Source organism: Planctomycetaceae bacterium, assembly GCA_039680605.1.
Taxonomy (GTDB): Bacteria; Planctomycetota; Phycisphaerae; order SM23-33; family SM23-33; genus JAJFUU01.
In genome coordinates this window covers 1-14,163 of the sequence record JBDKTA010000059.1, presented here as the reverse complement: position 1 = coordinate 14,163, position 14,163 = coordinate 1, and the positions used below count along the sequence as shown (strand labels likewise).

The 14,163-nt window shown below is 65.7% G+C and carries 10 protein-coding genes; 1 reads left to right on the top strand and 9 read right to left on the bottom strand.

Translation table 11 applies throughout. The features are described 5' to 3' along the window. Positions 1–36: 36 nt before the first annotated feature. The 9 genes from ABFD92_17920 to ABFD92_17880 form a co-directional block, all read right to left on the bottom strand. Entirely contained in the window at positions 37–2,535 is a 2,499-nt protein-coding gene (locus ABFD92_17920; protein MEN6506418.1) for a GH116 family glycosyl-hydrolase, read from the bottom strand. Between the two features lie 213 nt (positions 2,536–2,748). Continuing rightward, positions 2,749–3,858 (bottom strand): ABC transporter permease, encoded by a 1,110-nt coding sequence (locus tag ABFD92_17915; GenBank protein ID MEN6506417.1) that lies wholly within the window; start codon positions 3,856–3,858, stop codon positions 2,749–2,751. Positions 3,859–3,864: 6 nt separating this feature from the next. Continuing rightward, positions 3,865–5,025, bottom strand: a complete 1,161-nt coding sequence (locus ABFD92_17910; GenBank protein ID MEN6506416.1) for an ABC transporter permease — start codon at positions 5,023–5,025, stop codon at positions 3,865–3,867. Beyond that, the gene (locus tag ABFD92_17905) at positions 5,022–6,806 is read right to left on the bottom strand and encodes an ATP-binding cassette domain-containing protein (protein ID MEN6506415.1); all 1,785 of its coding nucleotides are present in this window, start codon (positions 6,804–6,806) and stop codon (positions 5,022–5,024) included. Before ABFD92_17905 ends, ABFD92_17910 begins: the two co-directional genes overlap by 4 nt. Then, complete coding sequence (locus ABFD92_17900) at positions 6,803–7,753, bottom strand: efflux RND transporter periplasmic adaptor subunit (protein ID MEN6506414.1); 951 nt, start codon at positions 7,751–7,753, stop codon at positions 6,803–6,805. The genes ABFD92_17905 and ABFD92_17900 overlap by 4 nt, the downstream gene beginning before the upstream one ends. Before the next feature lie 179 nt (positions 7,754–7,932). Next, positions 7,933–8,463, bottom strand: coding sequence for a DUF2231 domain-containing protein (locus ABFD92_17895; protein MEN6506413.1), 531 nt, complete (start codon positions 8,461–8,463; stop codon positions 7,933–7,935). A gap of 130 nt (positions 8,464–8,593) precedes the next feature. Then, a complete protein-coding gene (locus ABFD92_17890; protein ID MEN6506412.1) occupies positions 8,594–11,095 on the bottom strand; it encodes a DsrE/DsrF/DrsH-like family protein in 2,502 nt (833 codons plus the stop codon). Between the two features lie 232 nt (positions 11,096–11,327). Then, positions 11,328–11,669, bottom strand: a complete 342-nt coding sequence (locus ABFD92_17885; protein ID MEN6506411.1) for a metalloregulator ArsR/SmtB family transcription factor — start codon at positions 11,667–11,669, stop codon at positions 11,328–11,330. Positions 11,670–11,806: 137 nt separating this feature from the next. Further along, positions 11,807–12,958 carry a substrate-binding domain-containing protein gene (locus ABFD92_17880; protein MEN6506410.1) on the bottom strand — a complete coding sequence of 384 codons (1,152 nt, stop codon included), beginning with the start codon at positions 12,956–12,958 and terminating at the stop codon, positions 11,807–11,809. Between the two features lie 166 nt (positions 12,959–13,124). Here ABFD92_17880 and ABFD92_17875 point away from each other — a divergent pair, with 166 nt between their 5' ends. Continuing rightward, complete coding sequence (locus ABFD92_17875; protein MEN6506409.1) at positions 13,125–13,898, top strand: PEP-CTERM sorting domain-containing protein; 774 nt, start codon at positions 13,125–13,127, stop codon at positions 13,896–13,898. Positions 13,899–14,163 lie beyond the last annotated feature (265 nt).

The window sequence follows — 14,163 nt, the reverse complement described above, 5'->3', positions numbered from 1 at the left end:
AAGTTTTTCTAAACTCAACAACTACTAAAGCGGCAGCTATGGCTGCCGCACTCCATATGTCTGGCCGCTTTGAAGGTCGCGCGACTCGCGTCGCGCAAACTCGCCCATGCCTGTGATCTTCAGCGTCTTGAGCTTCAGCGTTCCCCCCAGCACTTTCAACTCGACTTTCACGCCCTTGCCGGACCGTTTCTGGGTGCATGTGCCCCAGGCATAACCGTTGGACCAGAGGCTCGTACCCTCGATCGCGCCGAAGGTCATCGTGCCCGTCACGCCCGAGTAGGCAAAGCCCGTCAGCGTCGTCAGCGCCGCCCAGGCGGCCATCGCCCGGGCGTAGTGGTGGCCGCACTCGGCCTCGTTAAACGGGCTGCGCGTGCGGCCGTCGTAGCGGTCGCGGATCGCCTTGATGCACTTGAGACCCTGTGCGGTGAGCCCTTCCTGCAGCATGCCGATGGCGGCGGAATACTCGAAGCCGGTCATGCATTCGGTGTAGCATCCGCTGAAGTCTTTCGGTTGTTCGCCGCGCGGATAGGTACACATCAACAGGCCCTTGTCGCCGTTGAGGGCGAACCCGCGCGAGACGTTGAGATGCTCGAAGAAGTCCTCACGGAAGTTGTGCTTCATCAGGCTGGCGTACGTCTTGCGAACGTTGGCCTTGTTGAGCAGGTATCCCAGGCCGCACACGTGGGCGGTGTACTGGCCGACGAGCTGGTCGCACAGGCAGCCCTTGCCGAGTTGGCCGCCGGGGTTGCGCAGGTCCGTGCGCTTGCGGTTCCAGATCAGACCCGGGATCGTGTTCTCCAGCCGCCCGGGCGGGACGACCTTGTGCTCGTAGTACTCGCCGTTAAAGAGGTTCTTGTCCAGCCAGCTACTGCCGCGGGCGAACAGGTCGGCGCACGAGGCGGCGAAGTCGGCCTCGCCGAGATAGCGGGCTATTTCCTCGCACGCCCGCAGGGCGCCGAGGTACCACACGCCGGTCAGCGGGTTTGGCCCGAAGTACTCGATGTCCAGCGTGTGGTGCTGCGCGCCTTCCATCACGCCGTCCTTGTTCGGGTCCCAGCCCTTTTCCTGCCAGGCGAACTCCAGCGCCTTGCGGGCCTTGGGCCAGAGTTCCTTCAGGCGCGAGTCGTCGCCGGAAAGCTGCCAGTCGCGGTAGAGGCGCATCAGGGCGCCCATCTGCCCGTCGGCGGCAGCCACGCCCCACTGCACCGGGAACGTCAGCGGCAGCGGCGTGCGGAAGTTCATGAACCCGTCGTCGCGCGTCATGTGGACGAACTCGACCTCGCGCATCGTCCAGGCCAAATCGCCGAACAGGAACCCCGTGACGTGCTCGTAGTTCCACACGTGCGTACACGAGCCCTGACAGCAGCCCACGCGGTCGCAGCAGCCCTCCCAGCCGAACAGCCGCCCGTCCGGCGTGCGCATGCTCGTCTGCGTGCGAAGCGTGCTGATGTTGTATAGCGCCGCTTCCTTCACCTCGGGCGGCACAGGCGTATTGCACAAGGCCGTTACGAAGTCGACCGTCCGCCGCTCCAGATCCGGCAAGGCCGCGGCCGTCTTCACGGCAGCGTCCCACGCATCCTTATATTGCACGGCGTAGTAGTTGCCGACATTGCCCCCGTCGTTATTGCCGATGCCCCAGCCCATGCGGTTCGGGTACCGCCATGTCAGCAGGAACGTGACGCCCTTCTCGCTGCCAGGAGGAACGGTCAGCGAAACGGCCAAGGCGCCGATGGGCGTATCGCCGCGGCTGGGCTGGTTGGTCAGTCTGCCGTCATCGCGCAGGTCCGTCCAGAAGTCATTGAGCCCCTGCCGCCCCAGCGTGTAGCTCACGCCGGCCGAAGCTGTGGTCGCCAGGGCCATCGTGCCCCACTGCTCGGACGAGGCCTCGACGCCGCGGCTGTCCATGTACAGCCCCTGCACCCCACCGCCGGTGCGGAAGCGATTGCGGTTCTGTTTGCACGCGGCCGTCACGTGCGGGATGTCCGCCCAGCCGATCGTGCCGTTACGCCCATCGGCGCCGATGAAGTTGAGGAGGCTGGCGGCGACGGTCGCCTTGACGGCCTTGCCGGTAGGATTGGTCAGCACGAATCGCAGCACGGCCGCGGGAATGCCGCTGGCGTCAGCGTCGGCGGGCACGAGCGGGTTGAACGCTTCGAGGCGCACCTTGAGCGGCACGGCCGGGTCGGACAACGTCACCTGCCCCAGCGGATACGCGCAGGCGAAGGAGGCTTTGCGGAATCGCGGCAGGCCGTGGTTAGCGGCACGGCAGCCGTCGCGGCCTTCGTAGAACTCCGGCTCGATCAAACCCTCGAGTGCCCGCAGGTCGGTCTTGCCGCCACTTTCGGTTCGCAGGACAAAGAAGCAGTCGCGCGGGGTGAACCCCTTGGCCGGGCGGTTGACGATTTCCCAGTCGCGCAGGTCGCCCCGCCCGCCCAGCGAAACCGTCCCGGTGCCGATACCGCCCAGCGGCATCGCCGCGTGGGCGAGATGATCCTGATCGTACGCCGTCAACACCGGCCATTTCGCTGCACCCATGGTCGTTCCTCAAAAAGGTGCGGGCATTATGCGCCGAAAGCACGGCGGAAGGAAGAATGGAAGGGAGAAAGAATGAAAAAGGGATGGAGGGATCAATGGATTGATGGAGGGGTGAATGGATGGATGGATGGATGGACTTGTCCGCCGTAGCTCGCAGAGCGAAGGCGGATGAATGGAAGGATGAATTGGTCCGCCATAGCTATGCTTGCTCGCCTACGTCGTGCGGTGGCGGAAGAGCCATCCGGCGATGGCCAGGCACAGGACGCCGATGACGGCCATCGGCCAGAACTGGTTGAGATACATGCTCACGTCGCCGCCTTCGAGGTAGACGCCTCGCAGGATCACCATGAAGTACCGCAACGGAATGATCCGCGTGATCTCCTGCAGGACGGGGGGCATGTTCTCGATAGGCGTGGCGAAGCCCGACAGCAGGATCGAGGGCAGCAGAAACAGGAATGTCCCCAGCAGCGCCTGCTGCATGGTGGCTGCCAGCGACGAGATCATCAGCCCCACCCCCACCGCCGAGAACAGGAAGAGCACCATTCCCAGATACAGCGCCAGCACGCTTCCGGTCATCGGAACGCCGAACCAGAAGTGCGCCAGCAAAGCGATAATGGTCGCGTCGGCAAGACCAATGACGAACCCAGGCGCGGCCTTGCCGATGAGGATTTCGACCGGGCGCAGCGGTGTGACCAGGAGCTGGTCGAAGGTCCCCTGCTCGCGCTCTCGGGCGACCGACAGCGACGTCACCAGCAGCGTGGCCACCTGCAGCACCACGCCGACGAGCCCGGGGACGATGAACCATCGGCTGACGAGGTTGGGGTTGTACCAGGCGCGGATCTCGAGCCGCGCGGGCGGCTGCGTGGCGCCATGGCGGGCGGCCCAGTGTTCGTTGAAAGTCGAGACGATCTCCTGCACATAGGTGAAGGCGACCTGGGCGGTGTTGGAGTTTCGCCCGTCGACGATGATCTGCAGTCTGGCGGGGTTGCCGCTGAGCAGGTCGCGGCTGAACTGGCGGTCAACGTGGACGACCATCAGGACCTCCTGGCGGTCCACAAGGTCGGCGATCTGCCCCTGGCGCTCGATGATGTACTTTTGCTCAAAGGCGGGCGAGCCGGAAAACCCCGCCAGCAGCTCGCGCGAGGCGGCGCCGCCGTCCTCGTTATAAACGGCATAGGGCACGTTCTTGATGTCGAATGTGGCGGCGTAGCTGAAGACAAACATCTGGATCAACGGCGGGGCGATGATCGACACGCGGCTCTTGGGGTCCTTCAGGACGGCCAGGAACTCCTTGACGATCAGCGCCAGAATGCGGTTCCACATGAGCGGCTACTCCAGGTGCTTTCGCGACTTGAGCCGCGCCAGGGTCAGGAAGACCGCCGCCATCGCCGCCAGCACCAGCACGTTGGGCACGATGATCGCCCAGATGTCGCCGGCCATGAACACCGTGTGCAGGATCGAGACGAAATAGCGCGCCGCGACGACGCGCGTCAGCCACTGGATCGGCAGCGGGGCCGAAGCGATGTTGAAGATGAATCCCGACAGCATGAAGGCCGGAAGAAAGGACGTCAGGATGGCGATCTGCCCGGCGACGAACTGATTCTTCGTCGCCGCCGAAATCAGCAACCCCACGCCCAGGGCCACCAGTAGAAAGACCGAGGCGACTGCGGCCAGCACGACCAGCGAGCCGCGCAGCGGCACGCCCAGCAGCAGCACCCCGACGCCCACCGTCACGGCCATGCCGCCCATGCCCAGCCCGAAGTACGGCACGAGCTTGCCCAGCAGGATCTCGCGGATGTACACGGGCGTGACGAGCAGGGCCTCCATCGTGCCCCGCTCCCACTCGCGGGCGACGACCATCGCCGTCAGCAGCGAGCCGATGAGCGTCATGATGATGGCCACCAGGCCCGGGACCAGGAAGTCGCGGCTGCGCAGTTCGCTGTTGAACCAGACCCGCTCCTCGACGACCACCGCCGCCGGGAGGGTGGCGCCCGAGGCCGCCACCCGGGCGGCGAGCCAAGTCTGCCAGGCGCCGGCGAGGTATCCCGAGACGACGCGGGCGCGGTTGGCGTCAACGCCGTTGAGGATGATCTGGATGGGCGCTCCGTCGGGGCGGCGCAGTTGGCGGGCAAAGTCGCTGCGCAGATGAACGATGGCGTCGGCCTGCCCGTCGATCATCGCCTGGCGGGCGTCCATGAGGGTGCGAAAGGTCGTGGTGCGGAAATACTCGGAGTTGCTCAAGGCCCCGGCCAGCGACGACGCGTCGGCCCCGGGCTGCTCGATCACCAGGGCGACGGGGATGCCCTTGGCGTCGAGCGACACGCCGTAGCCGAAAATCACCAGCAGCACCACGGGCATGAGAAAGGCGATGGCAATGCTGCTGGGGTCCCGCAGAATCTGCAGGAACTCCTTGTGCATCAACCCGCCCAGGCGCATGAGTTGGGGCCAGCGCGTCTGGGCCTCGCCTGCGGTGGCGTCTGGCCGGTTCATCGAGCGTCCTCCTGCCGCTGCGATTCGATCAGGTGGATGAAAGCATCCTCGAATGTCGCATCGGCGCCGGCCCGGCGGCGGATCTCTTCGGGGGCTCCCAGGGCGAGAATCCTGCCGCTGTCCATGATCGCCAGGCGGTCGCAGTATTCCGCTTCGGCCATGAAGTGCGTGGTGACCATCACGGTCACGCCGCTTTCAGCCAGGGCGGCGATCTGATTCCAGAACACCCGCCGCGCCAGCGGGTCGACGCCGGAGGTCGGCTCGTCCAGGAAGATCGTCTGGGGCTGGTGTACCAAGGCGCAGGCCATCGCCAGGCGCTGCTTGTACCCCAGCGGCAGCAGGGCGCTGGTCTGATCGGCCTGCTCGTCCAGCTCGAACTGTTCCAGCCGCCGCTGGATCTGCTCGGTGCGATCGCGACCGGTGAGGCCGTACGCGGCACTGAAGAAGTTGAGGTTCTCGCGCACCGTCAGGTCGCCGTAGAGCGAGAACTTCTGCGACATGTAGCCGATGCGCGCCCGCGCGGCAGACGCCGCGTGGCGCAGGTCCACGCCGGCAACCTTCAAGTGCCCGCCGCTGGCGGGCAGCAGCCCGCAGAGCATGCGGAAGGTCGTGCTCTTGCCCGCGCCGTTAGGGCCCAGCAGGCCGAAGATCTCACCACGGGCAACCTCGAAAGACACGTTATCGACCGCGACGAAGTTGCCGAACCGCTTGGTCAGGTCCCGCACCTCGATCGTGACGGGATGCTCCGTCGAGGCGGCCGCGCGGGGTGTCGCAGATTCTTTGGACGGGCGATGGGCCGGATGGTCCGCCTGGGCGGCCAGCAGGATCACAAAGCCGTCCTCAAACCGCGGCGAGGCGGGGACGATTTTGGCCGCGACCAGATCGGGCGCCAGTGCCGCCGCCTCGGGCGCCTGCGCCTGTCGCGTGATCAGGCGGATTTCCTGCCCGTAGACGACCGCGTCAAGCACGTCGGGGTGCGCAATGAGCTTTTCCCGCGTGGCACGGCGCGGCATGCCCGGCGCCGCCAGCGTGAAGGTCCTGCCCTGGGCCTTGTCGATGAACGCTGCGGGCGGGTCCTGGCCGAGCACCCGCCCCTGGTGCAGCGTGACGACTTGGTCGCAGCGCCCGGCCTCGTCCATGTACGACGTGCTGATCAGCACCGACGCGCCGTGGCTGTCCACCAGTTCGTGGATGATGCGCCACAGTTCGCGCCGCGACAGCGGGTCGACGCCGACGGTGGGCTCGTCCAGCAGCAGCAGGCGGTGCGACCGCACGAGGGCACACGCCAAGCCCAGTTTCTGTTTCATCCCGCCCGAGAGCCGCCCGGCCAGTCGCGACATGAACGGCGCCAGACCCGTCATGGGCATCAGTTCATCGAAGCGTGCCTCCCGGCGATTGTGCGGCAGACCCTGCAGGCTGGCGTAGAGGTCGAGGTTTTCCCGCACGCTGAGGTCTTCGTAGAGTCCGAAGCGCTGGGGCATGTAGCCGACGGCGGCCTGCACCTGCGCGGACTGCGCGGCAGCATCGAGACCCAGCACGGCAACGGAGCCCGAGTCGGCTGACAGCAGTCCCGCGGCGAGGCGAATGAGCGTGCTCTTGCCGGCGGCGTCGGGACCGATGAGCCCGGTGATCTGCCCCTGGCGGGCGGTGAGGCTGACCCGGTCGAGCGCCTGCACGCGGCGCTTGGCGGCGAGGAAGCTCTTGGAGACGTCCCGCAGTTCCAGCACGACCGGCGGCGTTGCGTCGCTGCCGGCCCGTCCTGGACGTGCGGGGACGGTCATGGCGCCGCCCCTGGTGAAGTCGCCAGCGGCGCCGACGCGGCGGCCGGTCGCGCGGTCGCGGCCTGGTGCAGCGGGATTGTCACGGTGGCGGGCATGCCCAGCCGCAACTGGCCCGACGCATTGCGCACGTACACGCGCACCTCGTACACCAGCGCCGTGCGCAGCTCCGGGGTCTGCACCTGCTTGGGCGTGAACTCGGCCGTGGGCGAAATGAACCCCACCCAGCCGTCATACGTCTTGCCGGGAAAACTATCGGTGGTGACGGCAGCGCTCATCCCGGGATGAATCTTGCCCAAGTCGCTCTCGTCGACATACGCCCGCACCCAAAGCGGATCGGTGACCGCCAGGGTCAGCACGGGCTTGGCAGGCGAGGCCATGTCGCCGGGCTCGAGAATGCGATTGCGGATGACGCCGCGGCTGGGGGCGTACAGCCGGGCGTCGGCAAGCTGTTGCTGGACGAGAACAAGGTTGGCCTCCAGGGCACGAAGCGAGGAGTGGGCGGACTGCAGGCGCGCCTGGGTGGCATTGCGAGCGGCGGTGGCGCTGTCCATTTCCTGCCGGGTCGCCGCGCCCGTTTTCGAGGCCCTGAGCGTGTGTTCATACTGCAGTTCAGCGTAACGCGCTTCGGCCTGGGCGGCCACGATGTCCGACTTCTGCCTCTCGACCTGGGCAGCGGCGTTAGCAGCGGCCGGCGCCAGGCGGTTTGTCGTCAGTTCGGCCAGCAGGTCGCCCGCCTCGACATGCTGGCCCTCGACAACGTGAATCTTTTCGATGCGCTCGTTGGCGTTGAAGGCCAACTCGACCTGGCGGATGTCGACGTTGCCATACAGCACCAGGCGGGTTTTGGACTGTTCCTTCGTGCGCCAATGCAAAATGCCGATCACGGCGGCCGCCACGACCGCCAGGATCACGACCATCAACACGATACGACGCACCGCATGCTTCACGATAAATCCTTCAGAGGCGAGAGCATTATACGCACTGCAGCCGCCGGAGAGAATCATCCGCCTGAAGGCGCCGTACGGGTGATCGGCGCAGACCTGAACGCGCGGGGCAAGCCCCGCCGCTAACGGGTCTGGTCGAAGCGGACAGGGACTGCCGCGAGGCTTGCGCGATCTGAAAGGCCTTACACTTCAACCGGCTCGCGCTGCCGGGTCTGCTTTTGCTGCTCGGACGCCGGTTCGCCGGGCTGATCCTTCTGCTGGTCCATGCGCTGCCGGCGCTCGTCCTTGCCCTTGAACTCGACGCCCACGCCGTGGACGTACACCATGCTGCCGCCCAGCCATCCGCTGACGAACAGCAGCAGCACGCCGACGGCCGAGAGCAGCACGAACTGCGTGGTGGTCATTCCGCCTCGCAGGAAGAACGCTGCCGTGAAGATCACCAAGGCAACCACGTTGATCACGCCGTGCCAGATGCCTTTGGTACGGGCGCGGCTGGGCGGAATGTCCAGCAGGTCGATCAGTCCGGGGATCGCCGCGGCCAGAGCGCCGAAGATTCCCCCGCCCATCGAGTAGATCGCGGCGGTCTCCCAGGCCTCCGCCCCGCCTCTCCAGAAGACCAGCAGGCAAATGAAGCTGAAGATCCACAGGCCGATCGGAAAGGCGATCAGCATGGGGTGAATCGGATGCTTGGCGATGCTGGCAGGTGTCGACATTGCCGTCCCCCCTTTTGTTGGTAACCAACTGGGGAATTATAGCCACGCCATCCGCTTCGATAACCGGCTTCGCTCTACCGGCTACGGATTCTGATTACCGATTACTGGTTACTGATTACCGGTTACTGCTTCAAATAAACAGATTCACCCCGCCCTGCTCTGCCGTCTGGAGATACATCGCCACGCCGCCGGCCGCGACGCCGTCGATCAGCTCTTCCTGCTTGATGCCCATCAGGTCCATCGACATCGTGCAGGCGACCATCTTGACCCCCGCAGCCCGGGCGGCGGCGATCAACTCCGGCAGCGACAGTACGTTCTTCTTCTTCATGATGCCGGCGATCATGGCCTTGCCCATGCCGGCCATGTGCATCTTCGAGAGCTTGAGCTTGCCGGCCCCGCGGGGCATCATCCACCCGAACATCCGCTCGACGAGCGTCTTGCGGACTTTGACGGCGCCGTCCCTGCGAAGCACGTTGAGGCCCCAGAACGTGAAGAACATCGTCACGTCGCTGCCCATCGAAGCGGCGCCGTTGGCGATGATGAACGCGGCGATGGCCTTGTCGAAGTCGTCGCTGAAAACGACGATCGTCTTGCCTTTGCCGCAGCCCCCTGCCGACGGCGCCGGCTGCGCCGCCAGGCGCTTCTCCACCGTCGCGACGACATAGCCGGTGTCGCGCACCAGGGACACCAGGCGGTTGCCCGTGCTGGCGCACCAGGCGGGCACGTCGCCGGCAAAGGCCGTGTCGCTGGCGCGGATGCTGACGGACTGGCCTTCCGACAGCTCGTCGACGGCCGTGCGCAGCCTCATGATCGGTCCGGGGCACTGCAGACCGCAGGCGTCGATGGTTTTGACGACATTGGCGGCCTGGGTGGCACAGGCTTTCGAGCCTGTGTCACAGCCTGGAAAGGCTGTGCCACCGCTTGGTTCGGCGCCGGTATCGCTGGCGCTCGTTCGCTCGGGCGCGACGTCATCGTGCGCCAGGGCGCGGGTGAAGGCCTTGTACGTCGTGTACCCGCCGCTGAGGTTTCGGCAGGCGAAGCCGTGCTGTTTGAGGATGCGGCAGGCGAGGTAGCCGCGCAGGCCAACCTTGCAGAAGGCCAGGATTTCCTTGTCGCGAGGCAGTTCGCTCAGCCGCTCGCGCAGATCGTCCAGCGGGATGTTCGCCGCCGCCGCGATGGTGCCGCCGCGAACCTCCTCCGGCGTGCGCACGTCCAAAAGCATCTGATCGCCGCGCGGAGCCGCCACGTCAGCGTAGTGGCACAGCGCCACGTCGCCCTTGAGGGCGTTGGCCGCGACAAACCCCGCGTAGTTGACCGGGTCCTTGGCCGAGCCGAACGGCGGGGCGTAACACAGTTCGAGGTCCTGCAGGTCGAACACCGTCATCCCCGCCCGCAGCGCCGTGGCCAGCACGTCGATGCGCTTATCGACGCCGGCGGCCCCGACCGCCTGGGCGCCGAGGATCCGCCCGTCGGCCGGGTCGAACAGCAGCTTGAGCGACAGCGTGTGCGCGCCGGGATAGTAGCCCGCGTGCGACGACGGGTGCACGTAGACTTTTTCATAGGGCGTAGCGGCCTTTTTGAGGGCCTTCTCGCTCAGGCCCGTCATGCCCACGGCCAGGTCGAACACTTTGCAGATGCTGGTGCCCTGGGTTTTGCGGTATCGGCTGTCGCGGCCGAAGATGTTGTCGGCGGCGATGCGTCCCTGGCGGTTGGCCGGACCGGCCAGCGGGATCAGCGCCGCGCCGCCTCCGACCAGGTGCGTCACTTCGACGACGTCGCCGACGGCGTAGATGTCGGCGTCGCTGGTGCGCATGTGCTCGTCGACGGCGATCCCGCCGGTGGGCCCGATCTTGAGCCCGGCCTGGACGGCCAGCGTCGTTTCGGGGCGCACGCCGATGGCCAGGATCGCCAGGTCGACCGGGGTCTTCTCCCCCGTCGACAGGGCCAGGACCGGTTTGCCCGCGTCGTCATCGACGCGCTGAACGCTGGTGCCCAGGCGCAGGTCCACGCCGTGCGAGGCGATATGCTCGGCCAGCGGCGCCGCCATCTCCGGGTCGATAGGGCCGAAGACCTGGTCCATCAATTCCACCAGCACCACGTCGACCTTCAACTCGCGGAAGGCTTCGGTCATCTCCAGGCCGATGTATCCAGCTCCGATGACGGCGGCCTTGCGCGGCTTGTGGGTGTCGACGTATTCCTTGATGCAGTCGATGTCGGCCATGTTTCGCAGCGTGAAGACGCGCGGGTGGTCGAAACCCGGCACGGGCGGGCGCACGGGGGCGGCGCCCGGCGAGAGCACCAGCGCGTCGTACTCGATGACTTGTTCGGCGCCCTCGGGCGTCCGCACGGCGACCTTCTTGCCCGGGCGGTCGATGCGCAGCACTTCCGTCTGCGTCCGCACGTCGATGCGGAATCGTTTCCGCAGCCCCGCGGCCGTGGCCACCAGCAACCGCGAGCGGTCGGCGATGCGCCCGCCGAGATAGTACGGCAACCCGCAATTGGCGAAGGACACGTACTGCCCGCGCTCGATGAGGATGATTTCGGCGTCTTCGCTGAGCCTTCTGGCCCGGGCGGCCGCCGAGGCCCCGCCCGCCACGCCGCCGACGATCACGATGCGTTTCTTGTCTGACATAGCCTTTTCCTCAGGTATCTCAAGGGGTGCCATTCGTCCATCCAACCAAACATCCATTCATCTACCACCCGTCCATCCGCCATTCCGTTATTGCGCCGGGTGCCGTGGCGCGCAGGGCCGAAGGCCCGGAGAGCCACGATCCCCGAACGCATTGGACTTCCAGGGATCGTGGCTGTCGGGCTTCGCCCTCCCGCCACGGCACCCGGGCATCCCTCCAGGCCTGCCCCTGCCGTCATTGTGCTATTGCGCAGCTTCGGGTTTTACGGATGCAGCCCAGCAGGTGGTTCACCTGGGGGGCGGCGATTCGGTAATAGACGGTGCGTCCGCGGCGGCGGCTGGCCAGCAGCCCCACCCGCTGCATGCGGCGCAGGTGGTCGCAGGCCTGGCTGGGGGGCAGGTCGAGCCGCTGGGCGATCTCGTACACCGGCAGGTCGCCGTGGGAGAGCAGGTCGGCGATGGCCAGGCGGACCGGGTGGGCCATCAGGCGCAGGCACTCGGCCGTCTCGTGCAGAAACGTCATCGGCAGCAGTTGGGCCTGCGGGGGGCGTTTAGGATTTCTTGCCGGGCTCGCCACGTTATTCCTCGTACTCTTTACATATTAATATATCGCGATACGTCGATATGTCAAGCGTTGGGGATAATTAATTTCTCCCGGACGATCGAGTCCTCGGATGTCGCATTGCGGATGTCGGATGCGGATTCCCGCCGATATCAAACGCCGCCGGTTGAGAAACGCTGGCGGTAGAGCGTGGGAGTCATGCCCTCGGCGGCGCGGAAGACCAGGCACATGCGCTCGGGCGTGGGGAATCCGCAGTGGCCGGCGACGGCGTGCATGGGCAGGTGCGTGTTGCGAAGCAGCAGCTTGACGGCCTCCAGGCGAACGAACTGAATCTCCGACAGGACGGTCCGCCCCAGCGCGAGGCGGAAACGCTTCTCCAGCGCCCGTCGCCCCAATGACGTCCGTTCCGCAATCTCCGGAACGCTCAAGGCTCGGCCGTAGTGCTCGCGGATGTACGTCACGGCCGTGCGGACGTCCGCGTCCTCCGTGGCAATGACGTCGGTCGAGCGGCGCGTAACGACGAGGAAGTCGCGCATGAGGACGGGCCTGGGCGCCGGGCGGTTGGGGTGACGCATCATGCGGTCGAGCATGGCCGCGGCGGTGCGGCCGAGTTTCTCGTAGGGGAAGTCAACCGCCGACAGGGGCGGCTCGGTCATCTCACAGACGAACTGATCGCTGCCGCCGCTGAGGATGGCGACTTGTCCCGGCACGTCGATGCCGGCGGCCTGGCACGCCTCGGCCGCCGGTCCGGCCAGATCGGTGATGGCGACGTAGACGGCGGCGGGTTTAGGTAGATCGACCAGCCACTGGGCCAGGCCCGGTCCGGCGGGACCGGCATACCGCGCCGCCTGCACGCCCGCGCGCCTGGCGGCTCGCTCAAAGCCGTCCCAACGGGTAATCGAGGGGTGAGACTCGGTGGCCACTGCGGTGAGCACCCGAAAGCCTCGCTTGAGGAAGTATCTGGCCGCCAGTTCGCCCGCGGCGGCATGGTCGCAGCCGACCCACGTGACGCGGCGGCTGTGGTGTTCGTAGGTCAGCGCCAGCACCGTCGGGAGTTTCAGGGCCAGCACATCCTCCAGCGGCACGTCAAACCAACTGGCGATCAGTCCGTCCGGGGCCAGCCGCCGCGCCTCGTCCAGTCCCGCGGCCGTGGGCGGGCAGACATGCAGGGTCCATTGCGGCTGGAGCGAGGCAAAGGCCCGCACCCCCAACAGCACGCGGCGCAGGTAATCCAAATTACCGTGCGCGAACAAGACGATCTTGAACTGCCTGGCAAGCATGATTTTGCCTCGCCAGACCATCATACTGCAAGGTTCGCAAAACGCAAGATCTAAGTCGCAAAACGCCATTGTCGATTCGGCGAGGCGTGGTAACATGCGGTGACATTAGCGGCCGTGAAGACCGGTCGGCTTCCAAGGCTTCTGTTTGCATCCGAGACAGGCACCTTCGGTCAAGAAAGAGGAATAGAAAATGAAAACAGCGACACGGGCAATTCTGGCGGTGGCAGGGATATTGGCATTGGCGGGAGCGGCCCAGGCGGCCACTTTGACGTTTGAGACGCCGGACTATCATACCGGCGCGATCGAAGGACAGGATGGATGGGTTGCCCATAGCTCGCCCAACCCTGACGCCGGGATCATCGCTTTCACCGGGCCAGACGGATCGGCGTATACGATGGGCTCGCTCAACACCAACCGCGGTTACGCACGCCGCGACGATACGGACATCATCCGCTCCGATAACACGATTACCGTAAGTTGGCTCTTGCGATCAGGGGCGAACTCTGAAGTCTGCCAGATCCGATCCTACGATTTCACGTCGGGGGCGATGGGCATCGGCTTTGGCGACAGCGGCGGCAACAGCACGACCACGAAGTTCCAGCTCTTTTCTGCCACGGGAGCCGTCTATAACAGCACGTACAGTTTTATCCGCGACCACTGGTACGAGGTGACCATTGCTATTGACGTTGCCGCCAACACGGCCACGTTGTCTGCCTACGACGTAACGGCCGGCGCCGCTGTCACGGGCATGGAGTTGGATAACAAGTCAATGAACATCGCCGGCGCCGACGCGGCCGCGCGGCAAGCCTCTCTGGATGCCTTGGGCGCGCTCTACGCCAGCTTCGGCGGCGGCGCCACCCGCATGGACAATCTCCAATACGGCGACATCATCCCCGAGCCGGCGACGATGAGCCTGCTGGTTCTGGGCGCGGTGGGCGTGATCGTCCGCAGGAAACGCTCGTAGTACCTGTTCGAGAGAGTGCAGCCAAACACGGCCGCGCCTGGGACCAACGTCCCCGGCGCGGCCGGTCGTTTATGGAGTGCGGCAGCCTGAGCTGCCGCTTTAAGAGTTTCTCGGTACCGAACGACTCCAAAAGCGGCAGCTAGAGCAAGTCACGAACACATCTAGCGCCCTCTGAAGAAGTTGTGTATGCTTGGGTCAAGCATGGAGGCTTGAAATGAAAGCATACTCAATGGATTTACGTAAGCGTGTGTTGGCAATGTGCGAC

What these genes read in the sequence shown, in the direction of transcription:
- ABFD92_17920 (MEN6506418.1), bottom strand. Translation starts at nt 2,535, where the DNA reads ATGGGTGCAGCGAAATGGCCGGTGTTGACGGCGTACGATCAGGATCAT.
- ABFD92_17915 (MEN6506417.1), bottom strand. Translation starts at nt 3,858, where the DNA reads ATGTGGAACCGCATTCTGGCGCTGATCGTCAAGGAGTTCCTGGCCGTC.
- ABFD92_17910 (MEN6506416.1), bottom strand. Translation starts at nt 5,025, where the DNA reads ATGAACCGGCCAGACGCCACCGCAGGCGAGGCCCAGACGCGCTGGCCC.
- ABFD92_17905 (MEN6506415.1), bottom strand. Translation starts at nt 6,806, where the DNA reads ATGACCGTCCCCGCACGTCCAGGACGGGCCGGCAGCGACGCAACGCCG.
- ABFD92_17895 (MEN6506413.1), bottom strand. Translation starts at nt 8,463, where the DNA reads ATGTCGACACCTGCCAGCATCGCCAAGCATCCGATTCACCCCATGCTG.
- ABFD92_17890 (MEN6506412.1), bottom strand. Translation starts at nt 11,095, where the DNA reads ATGTCAGACAAGAAACGCATCGTGATCGTCGGCGGCGTGGCGGGCGGG.
- ABFD92_17880 (MEN6506410.1), bottom strand. Translation starts at nt 12,958, where the DNA reads ATGATGGTCTGGCGAGGCAAAATCATGCTTGCCAGGCAGTTCAAGATC.
- ABFD92_17875 (MEN6506409.1), top strand. Translation starts at nt 13,125, where the DNA reads ATGAAAACAGCGACACGGGCAATTCTGGCGGTGGCAGGGATATTGGCA.